At 45.6% G+C, this 12,328-nt stretch carries 11 protein-coding genes; 9 read left to right on the top strand and 2 right to left on the bottom strand.

What is annotated here, in order from left to right; all coding sequences use genetic code 11:
- Positions 1 to 3 precede the first annotated feature (3 nt).
- The gene (locus KQI32_RS05795) at positions 4 to 2,025 is read left to right on the top strand and encodes a hypothetical protein (protein ID WP_216424281.1); all 2,022 of its coding nucleotides are present in this window, start codon (positions 4 to 6) and stop codon (positions 2,023 to 2,025) included.
- 104 nt (positions 2,026 to 2,129) lie between these two features.
- Here KQI32_RS05795 and KQI32_RS05790 read toward each other — a convergent pair whose 3' ends face one another.
- Entirely contained in the window at positions 2,130 to 2,744 is a 615-nt protein-coding gene (locus KQI32_RS05790) for a LexA family transcriptional regulator (protein WP_177689645.1), read from the bottom strand.
- A 227-nt stretch (positions 2,745 to 2,971) separates the two neighbouring features.
- Here KQI32_RS05790 and KQI32_RS05785 point away from each other — a divergent pair, with 227 nt between their 5' ends.
- Entirely contained in the window at positions 2,972 to 3,121 is a 150-nt protein-coding gene (locus tag KQI32_RS05785) for a hypothetical protein (RefSeq protein ID WP_177689644.1), read from the top strand.
- Positions 3,122 to 3,230: 109 nt separating this feature from the next.
- Here KQI32_RS05785 and rpmB read toward each other — a convergent pair whose 3' ends face one another.
- Positions 3,231 to 3,419 carry a 50S ribosomal protein L28 gene (gene rpmB / locus KQI32_RS05780; protein ID WP_177689642.1) on the bottom strand — a complete coding sequence of 63 codons (189 nt, stop codon included), beginning with the start codon at positions 3,417 to 3,419 and terminating at the stop codon, positions 3,231 to 3,233.
- A gap of 385 nt (positions 3,420 to 3,804) precedes the next feature.
- Between rpmB and hprK the strand changes: the two genes are divergently transcribed.
- The 7 genes from hprK (at position 3,805) to KQI32_RS05745 (ending at position 12,227) form a co-directional block, all read left to right on the top strand.
- Positions 3,805 to 4,749 (top strand): HPr(Ser) kinase/phosphatase, encoded by a 945-nt coding sequence (gene hprK, locus KQI32_RS05775; protein WP_177689641.1) that lies wholly within the window; start codon positions 3,805 to 3,807, stop codon positions 4,747 to 4,749.
- 3 nt (positions 4,750 to 4,752) lie between these two features.
- Positions 4,753 to 5,499, top strand: coding sequence for a phosphatase (locus tag KQI32_RS05770; protein WP_177689639.1), 747 nt, complete (start codon positions 4,753 to 4,755; stop codon positions 5,497 to 5,499).
- 23 nt (positions 5,500 to 5,522) lie between these two features.
- Positions 5,523 to 5,993 carry a flavodoxin domain-containing protein gene (locus KQI32_RS05765; protein WP_216424280.1) on the top strand — a complete coding sequence of 157 codons (471 nt, stop codon included), beginning with the start codon at positions 5,523 to 5,525 and terminating at the stop codon, positions 5,991 to 5,993.
- 16 nt (positions 5,994 to 6,009) lie between these two features.
- Positions 6,010 to 6,921 carry a UDP-N-acetylmuramate dehydrogenase gene (gene murB, locus KQI32_RS05760; protein ID WP_216424279.1) on the top strand — a complete coding sequence of 304 codons (912 nt, stop codon included), beginning with the start codon at positions 6,010 to 6,012 and terminating at the stop codon, positions 6,919 to 6,921.
- Complete coding sequence (gene rapZ / locus KQI32_RS05755) at positions 6,918 to 7,802, top strand: RNase adapter RapZ (RefSeq protein WP_177689635.1); 885 nt, start codon at positions 6,918 to 6,920, stop codon at positions 7,800 to 7,802. Before murB ends, rapZ begins: the two co-directional genes overlap by 4 nt.
- A 61-nt stretch (positions 7,803 to 7,863) precedes the next feature.
- On the top strand, positions 7,864 to 8,805 hold the full coding sequence (gene whiA, locus KQI32_RS05750; protein WP_177689634.1) for a DNA-binding protein WhiA: 942 nt from the start codon (positions 7,864 to 7,866) through the stop codon (positions 8,803 to 8,805).
- Complete coding sequence (locus KQI32_RS05745; RefSeq protein ID WP_216424278.1) at positions 8,802 to 12,227, top strand: DNA polymerase III subunit alpha; 3,426 nt, start codon at positions 8,802 to 8,804, stop codon at positions 12,225 to 12,227. The genes whiA and KQI32_RS05745 overlap by 4 nt, the downstream gene beginning before the upstream one ends.
- Positions 12,228 to 12,328: the final 101 nt, after the last annotated feature.

The following is a 12,328-nucleotide window of genomic DNA, read 5'->3' as shown; positions in this document are numbered from 1 at the left end:
AGAATGGACAGTTTAAACGGTGAAATCCAGAAGCTTGGACAGCCGCTTCAAAATACTTTTATTCTGCACTGTGTGAAGAGCAAAGAGGATGGAAAGGACGCTTTGTGCTTTTCCGTCACCGGCAGCCCCGGCACGTTTGTTGTGTACGATGTCAACCGGAAAAAGCCTTTCCGGAGTATCAGGCATAACAGCAAATATCATACGGCGGCTTGCTGGACGCAGACGGTGGATAAGGACGGCAACGTGTATTTCGGAACCTTTGGCTCGCCTGCACAGCTGTTCCGTTATGACTGCGGAACAAAAGAACTTCAAAATGTGTCTTCCGTGCTGGACGAGGAAGCAGTGTACCATTTAACCTGCGGGGAAGACGGAAGCGTATACGGCGGGACCTATCCGGGCGGAAAGGTTTTCCGTTATCAGGAAAAGAACCATTCGGTTACCGATTACGGATGTCTGACGGGTGAGGAAATGTATTGCATTTCCTCCGCCTATTACAAGGGAAAGGTATATGGGGGAACCCGCTCGGAGAATCCTAAGCTGGTGTGCCTGAATCTGGAAAATGGAGAACGCCGGGAACTTGGTTTTCCATCTTTCCTGCAAGTGAATCTCAACGCGGTTTACTATATGACCCGCATTGAAAACTATCTGTTTCCGGTTCTGAAAACGGCAGAGGGTATTTACTATATCCTCTGCTATGACCTGGAGCGGGAAGCATGGACGGAGCTATGTGAGCAGAGCTTGGGCGGACAGCATGTCAGCCAGGAGCATGAAGGGAATGTGTATTTTGTCGGAGCAGACGGAGAGCTGAAGGGGATAACACTGGATACAATGAACGTATTCAACACCGGAATCGCCTATCACAAGCTTCCGGAAGGGGACGACGGCTTTGACTATGCCAACGGACTGATGGGCGGCGGCTTTTTCTGGCTGGAGGATCAGGAAAAATATCCTGGATATACCTATATCACAAGCAATTATGATCACAATGCGCTCAGCTATATCAATTTTGAGAACAAGACCGTGGAATTTGTGTGCATCGGGGAGGAATTCAGCGACGCCATCCAGATCAAAGCGCTGGCCTCCACCTGCGACGGGGATATTGTATTCGGCGGATATATGGGGACAAAGGGCGGAATTTACCGCTGCCATGAAAACAGTTTTCACCCCTTTATTTGCCGCCAAACCGAGGGAATCACTTCCTTTGACGGCAAGGTGTATATGGGGATTTACACCCGGGCAGTTATCTGGGAGCTGGACTTGAAAAAGCCTTTTGCGGAACACGAAAATCCCAAACCAATTTTCCGGATTGGAGAAGCGCAGGACAGACCGTTTGCACTGTGTGAGGCAGACGGACTTTTAGTTGTGGGCACAGTGCCCGATTACGGCACACTGGGCGGAGCCCTTACCATTTACAATCCCCGTACAGGGGAAAAAAGGGTAAAGAGGCATATCATCAAAAATCAGAGTATCACCAGTCTTTGCTATCAGGATGGGATCATTTACGGTTCATCAGGCATTTGGGGAGGCCTTGGAAGCAATCCGACCGAGACCGATGCAAAAGTATTTGCTTATGACCTGAAAAAGGAGAAACTGCTTTTGGAAAGAACTCTGCAATTCGACTTTAAATCCGGCGGTCTGATGCATATCGGTGGAATGGGCTTTGACGGACAGGGAAATCTATGGGGAGTAAGTGCTGGGATCGTTTTCCGACTAAATCCGGATACGCTGGATCCGGAGGAATACATCAATATTTCACGAAGTGACTGGGATATAGCCAATACGGTCTGGAAACCTGCAAGTCTGGTTTTTGACGGAAATATTCTGTACTGCAATTTGAATGAGAAGCTGACTGTTATTGATTTGAGAACAAAGTCCTACCGCATTTATGATCAGCATGCTTTCATGATGGCTAAGGGAGGCGACGGCAATATCTATTTCAGCGATGATACAACACTGTGCCGCTTTGTACCAAAGCGGGAGCATCTGCACTCGGCATGTGTGAAAATGCCGGCATTTGTGAATTGAACAAAAGGAAAGACGCACAGCTGATCCAAAATCAGCTGTGCGTCTTTTTGATATCTCATCCGACAGAAGACTTTTTGCGGTCTTGCTTGTGTCAAACCTTCCTTTTAAAATTTCCCCCGCAATTCCATCATTCGCCCCAGAATGGTAACCGGGAGAGAGTTGATTTCTTCGTTGGTAAAAAACATCGGTTCATAGGCTGGATTCAAAGAAACCAGACTGATTCCGGAACCGTGTTTCATAACTTTTTTACAGACGGCATCGTTTCCGTTTACCAGAACAATGGCAATTTCTCCGCTTTCCACCTCCGATTGGCGCCGCACGATTACCACATCTCCCTCACAGATTCTGGGTTCCATGCTGTTTCCCTTTATCTGAAGTGCAAAATATTCTCCGTTGCGGGCAGTTTCGGATGAAATTTCCTCAAAGTCAAGAATGTCCTGAACTGCCTCAAGGGGGATACCTGCTGCAACCCTGCCCAGGACAGGAATTTTCACGGAGTTGTTTGCAGAAGGGTTTTCATTCAGTCCCATTAGATAAGCGGCAGAGCAATCGAGTGCGTCTGCAAAGGCCTGAATTTTTGCTTGTGAAACATCATTTTCGCCGGATTCTATTTTTGCGATGGTAGAGCGGGAGCGGTATCCCAGCTTTTTTGCAAGAAAATCCTGTGAAATCCCGGCAGCCCTCCGTCTCTCTTTGATTTTTTCTCCCAATGTGTTCATAAACGGACACTCCTTTAATACGTAGCATACTTATGGATAAGTGTTAAATCCTTATGGTATCAGTATAACATAGTGTTTCTTAAAAATCAACTTATTTCCGCAAGATCTCGCAATGTGTTGACAATTAATCAACGAAGTGTTAAAATACCTTTGTTGATTAATAATCAACAAAGAGAAAACCAATTTCAAAATAAATGCTGAATTCCTTTCAGCAAGGGGAGGATATCATGAGAAGGAAAGAACTGGAACAGGTCAGACTGATCGTTAAATTGCTGAATATGCTGCGCGGAATGAAAGGTATGGAACCTCTGTCCTATAAGGAAGAGATCTGGAAAATGGAAAAAAAGAGCCTGGAACGGAAAGAAGAGACAGCATAAAAACCGTCTCCTAACGTTTCGAAAAGGACTAAAAAATAAGCCTGATATCATATGATATCAGGCCTTTGCTGTTTCCATTGAACTCAAATCTTTTGTTTTTTCATTTTTGCTATATTGCTCTGGTCACTTTGTCGGAACGCAAGCATTTTGTGCAGACATTTATTTTTTTCGCCTGTCCGTTTACAACAGCTTTCACTTTTCTTACATTTGCTTTCCAAGTTCTGTTACTTCTTCTGTGAGAGTGGCTGACCTGGATGCCGAAGCAAGTACCTTTTCCGCAGATTTCACATTTAGCCATTCATCGCACCTCCTATACCCAATATACGTAAGCAATTTCCTATGAAAAAGGGCATAAAACCCCATTGCTTTTAAACTCACAACCAATATTCTAACAAACTTTGGACAAAAATGCAAGCATTTTTTTGAAAAAATGCGGATATATCCCCGAAAACTATTTACAAGAGAGCTGTTTTCTAATATAATTATGGTAGAAAATGAACGCTATGAAATCAGCAGAAGAGGAAAAATATTTCGGATGCGTTTGAAATGACTTAGTGTGTATCATTTTTTCGAAATATCAGATTTTAAGAAAGAATACTCTCATTTTTCCTGAATGAAATTAGATACGGAGTTACGGTCTTTTTGACTCGAAAAGGATATGAAACAGAAACGGGGTAAACAATATGGATATGAGCACTTTTTATGTCTCGATGAAACAGCTTCAGAAAGAATTTAACCTGGAGGGAGTGTATGAGCCGGAAGATATTGAGCGCAGGCAGGTACACTGCACGGATGTCAACCGTCCGGGACTGCCTATCGTTGGTTTCTTTGACTATTTTGAGAGGGAACGTCTTCAGATTTTGGGAAGGGTGGAATATACTTATCTGGAAGGGAAAACAGCGGAAGAGAGGATACAGATTTTTGACCGCCTGTTAAGCTTTAAAGAACCGGCTGTCATTGTGACAAGAGAACTGCCTGTTTTCCCCGAACTGATAGAGGCGGCGAGAAAATATGAAGTTCCCATTTACCGCACGAAAAATTCCACTTCCCGTTTTATGGCAGCAGTTATCAGCTATTTGAGTGTGGAACTGGCGCCGCGTATCACCCGTCATGGCGTGCTGGTAGAGGTGTATGGCGAAGGGGTGCTTATTCTGGGAGAGAGCGGCGTTGGAAAATCAGAGACAGCTGTTGAATTGGTGAAGAGAGGGCATCGTCTGGTTGCCGATGATGCGGTAGAAATCAAACGGGTTTCCGATAAATCACTGGTGGGCTCTTCACCGGAAATCATTCGTCATTTCATCGAATTGCGCGGAATCGGGATTATTGATGTGCGCCGTATTTTCGGTATGGGGGCTGTAAAACCCACCGAAAAGATTGATATGGTGATTGCATTGGAGGCATGGAATGAGAAGAAGCATTATGACCGCTTAGGTCTTGTAACCGAATATACAGATATTCTAGGGATACAGATTCCCAGCTTGACCATTCCGGTTCGTCCGGGCAGAAATTTGGCTGTAGTAGTGGAAGTTGCGGCCATGAATAACCGTCAGAAAAAGATGGGATTTAACCCGGCGCAGGAATTAAATGACCGCCTCATGGAAAAAATGAGTGCGGAGGAACAGTTATAGGAGATGAATGAATTGCAGTATCCCATAGAGGTGGAAACCCATGCTCATACGATTGCTACGGCGCATGCGTATTCCACGGTGACAGAATTGTGCAGTTATGCGGCAGCCATTGGGGTGAAAGGAGTCTGCGTAACCGATCACGGTCCTATTCTTGAAAACGGCGTGCCGCATCCTTTCCATTTTGTGAATTTAAAGATATTACCCCGTAGGATACACGGCGTACTTCTGATTCGGGGAGCAGAGCTGAATCTCTACGATTATGAGGGAAACGTGGACTTGACTCCGGAACAGACAGCGGATTTGGAGTGGGTGATTGCCAGTATCCATACTCCTTGTCTGAAACCCGGCACTCTTCTGGAGATCACACAAACTTATCTAGGGGCGCTGCACAATCCGGCGGTGGATTGCCTTGGACATATCGGGCAAGCGCGTTATCCTTGTGATTATGAAGCGGTAGTCCAAGAAGCCGGCAGACTCGGAAAAATCATTGAGATCAATAATAATTCTGCAAGGATGCGAAAAGGCAGTTGGGAAAACTGTGTGAATGTGGCAAAGCTATGCAAGCGGTATGGTGTGCGCGTTTGTGTTTCCACAGATGCCCACTATCACACCTTGCTGGGAGAGTGGGAAAGCGCTTTTTCCATTTTAAAGGAAGCGGATTTTCCCGAAGAACTTATTGTAAACAGGAATATAAATGCCTTTCACGATTATATATTGGAACGGAAGACAATTGATATCTTTGAGGGATAACCCTCAGAAAAGAGGCGGATTTTATGAAAATACTTATCGCCTATGCCGGGAAATACGGCAGTACGGAAAAGTGTGCCGTTCAGCTTTCAAAATTGCTCAATGCAGATATTACGATAGCCAATTTGACGGAGCAGTTCAATGGGAAGGCAGCAGATTATGATCTGGTCGTTGTGGGCAGCAATATCCGTTTTGGACAGATTGACAGGCGGGTGACGGAATTCGTTCAGAAACAGGAAAAAGAGATAAAAAAATGTGCTCTGTTTCTGACCGCCGCATTTTATCAAAACAGGGAACAATATTTTAAAGAGAATTATTCAAGGGAACTGCTGAAAAAGGCAATACAAAAGGAATGCTTCGGCGGCGAGTTTTCGAAAGTGAAGGGCTTGGATAAATGGATAGTGCGGCTTGTAGTCAAGGATGTTTCCGCCAGAATATTTTATGAAAAAATAGAACAGTTTGCGCAAATGATTAATCAGATAGAAATCGGAAAATGACAAAGAGAGGGTTCAGATGGAAATTTATCAAAAGCTTCAGAGTGTGACAAAAAATATATTAAAAGAGGAACCCCTGAAAAAACATACCTCCTTTCAGATTGGCGGACCGGCGGATCTTATGCTGATACCGGAATGTGCCCGTGAGGTGGCTGAAATCAGTCGTATATTGAGGGAGGAAGAAATCCCCTACTTCTTTATGGGGAACGGCTCCAATTTGTTGGTGTCCGACAAGGGCTACCGCGGAGCGGTCATCAAGACAACTGGTCTTTGCGAGATTTCCACTTCCGGAAACAGCATGACGGTTTCTGCCGGGGTGATGATGTCTAAGGCGGCAAATCTCCTTCTCAGAAATGGGTTATCCGGTTTTGAGGCGCTTTCGGGTATTCCCGGTACGGTGGGCGGCGCTGTGTGTATGAATGCGGGCGCTTACGGCTCTGAAATCAAAGATGTGCTCACTGAGACAACCTATTTGGATGGTACACAGGTAAAAACAATAAATGGACAGCAGCACAACTTTTCTTACCGGCATAGCTTCTTTTCCGGTAAGCCGCACTGTATCCTTTCTTCCAAGTTAACACTGGCGCCGGGAAATCCGAATGAGATCAAAGAAAAAATGGAGGATTACACCCAGCGCAGAGTGTCCAAACAGCCTTTGAATCTCCCGTCGGCCGGAAGCACCTTTAAAAGACCGGAGGGCTATTTTGCCTCCAAGCTGATTGAGGATTGCGGTTTGAAGGGGACAAGAATAGGAGGGGCTTGCGTGTCCGAAAAGCACAGCGGTTTTCTGGTAAATGACCGAGGCGCTACCTGCGAGGATATGCTCCGGCTGATTGATTTTGTAAAGAATGAGGTTTATAAGCAGTTTGGTGTGGAATTGGAGTTGGAAGTGAAAACAATCGAGGAAGATTGGAAAGGGGTACTTTCGTGAGATTTGTAATTGTATCCGGTCTGTCGGGCGCCGGAAAGAGTCAGGTGGTCAACTGCATGGAGGATGTGGGCTTTTATTGTATCGATAATATTCCTCCGGTGCTGATCCCCAAAATAGCCCAAGTCTGTATGCAGTCAAAAATTGAAAAGCTGGCGCTGGTAACTGATCTGCGCGGTAAAGAGATGTTCAATGAAATCAATAACGCCATTGCGGAATTGAAAGACCTGCATTTTGATTTTGAGATTCTGTTTTTGGAAGCCAACAATGAAGTTCTGGTAAAACGGTTTAAAGAGACGCGTAGAAAGCATCCTTTAGTCAATGAAAATTCCACTGTGCTGGAGGCAATTAACAAGGAGAGGCGCAAGCTGGAAGAACTGAGGGGGATGGCCAATAATATCATTGATACCTCCAATCTGACGGCAAACCAGTTAAAAGAACAGATTAAGGCTGTCTATATGAACGGGGAAAAGTACGAGGGAATTGTCACTCATATCATTTCCTTTGGTTTTAAATACGGCATGCCATTGGATGCGGATCTGGTTTTCGATGTCCGTTTTTTGCCCAATCCGTATTACATTAAGGATTTGAAAGAGTATAACGGTCTCTCTAAGCAAGTGAGGGATTTTGTGTTTGCCTATGAGCAGACCAATACGTTTGTGGACAAACTTACCGATATGATTGAATTTCTGTATCCCTACTATATCGAGGAGGGAAAGAGTCAGCTGGTGATCGCCATCGGCTGTACCGGAGGAATGCATCGTTCCGTTGCCATCGCAAAAGAACTTCACGATCGGCTTCATGCCAGCGGGCACAATATGTTTCTGGGACACCGTGATATCGAGAGGGATGGAAAAAACAGAATCCAGGATGAAGGCCGTTGAAGAATTGAAGCATTGGAGTGTCGGATGGAACCTCTGCGCTTCTTGTTAAGGAGGTGGAAGAATGTCCTTTTCTTCGGATGTAAAGAATGAAATGTGTGCTGTATTGGAAGAGCGGACCTGCTGCAGGACAGCTTTTCTCAATGCGGCATTTTCCTTTTTTAATATACTGTCTGATAATAGAATCAAAATGAACACAGAAAATCCGGCTGTTGCCAGATATATTAACCTGCTTTTGAAAAGCATGTTTCCGGACAGCAAATTTATCGGATTTAAGAAAAATGAGCAGACAAACGGTTATTTTATTGATGTGCAGGATAAAAATCTGATTGCGGACATGCTCAATTATTTTGGGCTGACGGATGGAAAGAATGCTTCTGCAAGGCTTAACCGGAAGCTTCTCAATGAAGAATGCTGTATGTACTCTGCTATACGGGGAGCTTTCCTGGCTGCCGGCTCAGTGACCAATCCCAAAAAGGGATACCATCTGGAATTTGTCACCTTTCGTTATAATCTTGCCAATGACTTGAAAGAATTGTTCGAAAAGTTGGGCTTCTATCCGAAGATCATTGTGAGAAATTCAAATTATGTCCTATATTTCAAGGAAAAGGAAGTCATTGCCGATGTTTTGAATCTGCTTGGCGCGACACAGATGTTTTTCCGCTACCATGAGATCATGCTGGAAAAGGAAATTCGAAATGATTTGAACCGCAAGCAGAATTTTGAACAGGCAAATCTCGATAAAACAGTGAATGCGGCAGTGCCCCAAATTCTTGCCATTGAAAAGATTATGCGGCTGAATAAGTTTGACGATTTGCCGGAAAGTTTAAAGGAAATTGCAAGGATTCGCTATGAAAATTCTGATTTGAGCTTGAAAGAAATCGGGGAAATGCTGAAAATTCCAATCACAAAATCGGGTGTGAACCACAGAATGCGGAAAATCATGGAGTTTGCAGACGGACTTCCGGAAACATGTGAGCGCCGTTCCGGCGGGGAGAAAATATGAGAGATTTTTGTCATTTACATGTACATACAGAGTTTAGCCTTCTGGACGGACTCTGCAAAATCAAAGATTTGATAGACCGTGTCAAGGCAATGGGTCAAAGTGCGGTTGCAATCACAGATCACGGCAATATGTATGGTGTCGTGGACTTTTACAAGTATGCCAAAAAACAGGGAATCAAACCAATCATTGGCTGTGAAGTATATATCACCAGAGGATCCCGATTTGAAAAATCCAAGGAGGACAAATACAGCCATCTGATATTGCTGGCAAAGAATCAAAGGGGCTATCAGAATCTGATGCACTTGTGTTCCATCGGCTTTATGGAGGGCTTTTACTATAAACCCAGGATTGACTATGAGGTGCTGGAGAAATACAGTGAGGGGTTAATCTGCCTGTCCGCCTGTCTGGCGGGAGATATCCCAAAAGCGATCTTGAACGGACAGCCGGAAACGGCAAAGCAGATTGCTTTGAATTTGAAGCGGATCTTCGGAAACGACTTCTATCTGGAACTGCAAGATCACGGGCTGGAGGATGACAAAACCGTTCTGCCGGCATTGGTAAATCTGGCGCAGGAATTGGAGATTCCGGTTGCGGCGACCAATGATGTGCACTACATCGAAAAGAAAGATGCTATGACGCAGGAAATTCTGATGTGCGTACAGATGCAGACGAATATGAATGATGAGAAACGCATGCAGTTCGGCTCTGAGGAACTTTATCTAAAGGCGGCGGAGGAAATGGAAGCGGCCTTTTCTGCCCTGGAACCGGAAGTTCTGCGCCAGTCCATGGAAAACACGTTAAAAATAGCGGCGCAGTGTGAAGTGGAATTTGAATTCGGCCACTATCATCTGCCCAAGTTCGATTTGCCGGAGGGCGTCCATGCAGAAGAGTATTTGAGAGAACTGTGTGAAAAGGGAATGGCGGAGCGCTATCCGGAAGTGACGCCGCAATTGATGGAGAGACTTCATACAGAGCTTTCCGTCATCAATTCCATGGGATTTACGGACTATTTCCTAATTGTTCACGACTTTATTCGATTCGCAAAGGAGAATGACATTAAAGTTGGTCCGGGGAGGGGTTCGGCCGCGGGGAGCATTGTAGCATACTGTTTATATATTACGGGGGTAGATCCCATTCAATATGATTTGCTGTTTGAGCGTTTTTTAAATGAAAAACGGGTAACCATGCCGGATATCGATATTGACTTCTGTTATGAACGGCGAGGGGAAGTAATCGACTATGTAGTGAAAAAATACGGAAAAGAGCAGGTGGCACAGATTGTCACCTTCGGTACCATGGGGGCGAAGGCCGTGGTGCGGGATGTTGCCCGGGCTTTGGGATACCCCTACTATGTCGGAGACAATATTGCAAAGCTGATCCCCCAAGGACTGAACGTCACGCTGGAGGACGCGCTCAAACGTAAGGAAATGCGGCAGCTGATGGAGGAGGACGAGAAAGTCCGCAAGGTCATTGAGATTTCTTTAGGGCTGGAGGGACATGTGCGCCATGCCTCCACTCATGCGGCAGGCGTCGTAATCTCTGGAAAACCGCTGTATGAATACGTTCCTTTGTCCAAAAACGATGATTTTCTGACCACCCAGTTTCCCATGACAACACTGGAGGAGTTAGGACTGCTCAAAATGGATTTTCTGGGACTGAGAACCTTGACTGTCATTCGGGACACGCTGGACAACGTGCGGGAAAACCGGGGGATTGAGATTGATCTGGATCACATTGACTATGATGATCCGAAGGTCTATCCCATGTTTCAGCGAGGAGAGACGGAAGGGATCTTCCAGTTTGAAAGCTATGGTATGCGGCGGTTTTTAAGGGAATTCAAACCGAGCTGCCTCGAGGATTTGATACTGGGGACATCGGTGTTCCGGCCGGGACCGGCGGAGCAGATTCCCCAGCTTATCAAGAACAAGGAGCATCCGAAACGTGTAACCTATGTCTGCGATGAATTGGAGGAAATTCTGAGCACAACCTATGGTTGTATTGTTTATCAGGAACAGGTCATGCAGATTTTCCGAAAGCTGGCAAACTATTCACTGGGCAAAGCGGATATTGTGCGCCGTGCCATGTCCAAAAAGAAAACCGAGGTACTCAACAGTGAGGAAAAGCTGTTTATCGAGGGCTGCGCCTCCAACGGTATCTCCGAGACTGCAGCACGGAAAATTTTCAATCAGATCAAAGAGTTTGCCAAGTATGCGTTCAACAAGTCTCATGCGGTAGCTTATTCGGTTCTGGCTTTTCAGACCGCTTACTTAAAGCACTATTATATGCCGGAGTTCATGGCGGCGCTGATGACCAGCTTTATCGGATCCTCCAATAAGATCACGCAGTATATCGCTGACTGCGGGCGGTGCGGCATCAAGGTAATACCTCCCAATGTGAATGAAAGTCTGGGCAGATTCTATGCGAAGGGCAAGGACATTATGTATGGATTGTGCGCTATAAAGAATGTTGGCGCAAATTTTGTCAGCAACATTGTGGAAGAACGGGAGAAGCGGGGAAAATTCAAGAATTTTAATGAGTTTGCCATGCGGCTTGCCTCGAAGGACTTGAATAAGCGGGCGGTGGAGAGTATGGTGATGGGGGGAGCTTTCGATGAGCTGGCTCCCCGTATTCCCATTCTGCAGACCTTTGAGATTATTGTGGACGGCTATCAGGAGGAAAACCGCAATAATCTGAGCGGGCAGCTCGATCTGTTCAGTCAGCAGGAAGTAGAATGTCAGGAGAAAAGCAAGGAATTTGTGGATTTTTCCCGGTTTGAAAACCAGCCTCTTCCCAAGGAAATGCTGGATATGGAAAAGGATGTGCTGGGACTTTATCTGACGACCCATCCGCTGGAAAAGTATCGAAGTGGCATCGAAAAGACGGCGACCGCCTACACCTATGAAATCACCGACAGCGGTGAGGAGGAAAGTGCCAAGTATCATGATGGAGATAAGGTAAAGCTGGTCGGGCTGGTGAGCAATGTGCGGCACAAGCTGACCAAGGCAAACCGTAATATGGCATTCTTTACGCTGGAGGATCTGTATGGATCCATTGAAGTGATTCTGTTTCCACAGAAATTTGAACAGTTCTCCCATCAGCTGCGGGATGGTCTGGTAGTCGAAGTGGACGGCGGCGTTTCCAAGCGGGAGGATGAGGACGCTTGTATCTATCTGGATTCCATCTATGAATACCAGGAGGGCTTTAACCGTCTGTATTTGAAAATCACCGGAGAGAACCAGGCGGCACTTCCGCAGGTGAAGGAGACGCTGAAAGCATATCACGGCAATATTCCTGTCTATGTCTATTTTGCGGAGAAGAACCAGAAGACCATGGCGGAGAAATCCCTCTGGGTGAGAAGGGATGATACCCTTGTCGGCATTCTGGAGAGCCTGCTGGGGCAGAAGAATGTGAAAACGTTGTAAAGGAATAAGATAAAAATTGAAATGTGATGTCATATTAGCGTGTGTAAAAGCGAGGGGATGGAGTTTCTGTCCTGAAATAGAAGACTGGCGATGAAATTGTA

Origin of the sequence: Acetivibrio sp. MSJd-27 (assembly GCF_018918095.1) — a bacterium.
In the GTDB taxonomy this organism is placed as follows: domain Bacteria; phylum Bacillota; class Clostridia; order UMGS1840; family HGM11507; genus HGM11507.
Note: the sequence above shows the minus strand (reverse complement) of the source record. Positions and strands in the feature narration are given on the sequence as shown.

Coding starts and splice junctions, on each gene's coding strand:
- hprK (WP_177689641.1), top strand. CDS start 3,805: ATGGATATGAGCACTTTTTATGTCTCGATGAAACAGCTTCAGAAAGAA.
- whiA (WP_177689634.1), top strand. CDS start 7,864: ATGTCCTTTTCTTCGGATGTAAAGAATGAAATGTGTGCTGTATTGGAA.
- KQI32_RS05745 (WP_216424278.1), top strand. CDS start 8,802: ATGAGAGATTTTTGTCATTTACATGTACATACAGAGTTTAGCCTTCTG.
- KQI32_RS05795 (WP_216424281.1), top strand. CDS start 4: ATGGACAGTTTAAACGGTGAAATCCAGAAGCTTGGACAGCCGCTTCAA.
- rpmB (WP_177689642.1), bottom strand. CDS start 3,419: ATGGCTAAATGTGAAATCTGCGGAAAAGGTACTTGCTTCGGCATCCAG.
- murB (WP_216424279.1), top strand. CDS start 6,010: ATGGAAATTTATCAAAAGCTTCAGAGTGTGACAAAAAATATATTAAAA.
- KQI32_RS05770 (WP_177689639.1), top strand. CDS start 4,753: ATGAATGAATTGCAGTATCCCATAGAGGTGGAAACCCATGCTCATACG.
- KQI32_RS05785 (WP_177689644.1), top strand. CDS start 2,972: ATGAGAAGGAAAGAACTGGAACAGGTCAGACTGATCGTTAAATTGCTG.
- KQI32_RS05790 (WP_177689645.1), bottom strand. CDS start 2,744: ATGAACACATTGGGAGAAAAAATCAAAGAGAGACGGAGGGCTGCCGGG.
- KQI32_RS05765 (WP_216424280.1), top strand. CDS start 5,523: ATGAAAATACTTATCGCCTATGCCGGGAAATACGGCAGTACGGAAAAG.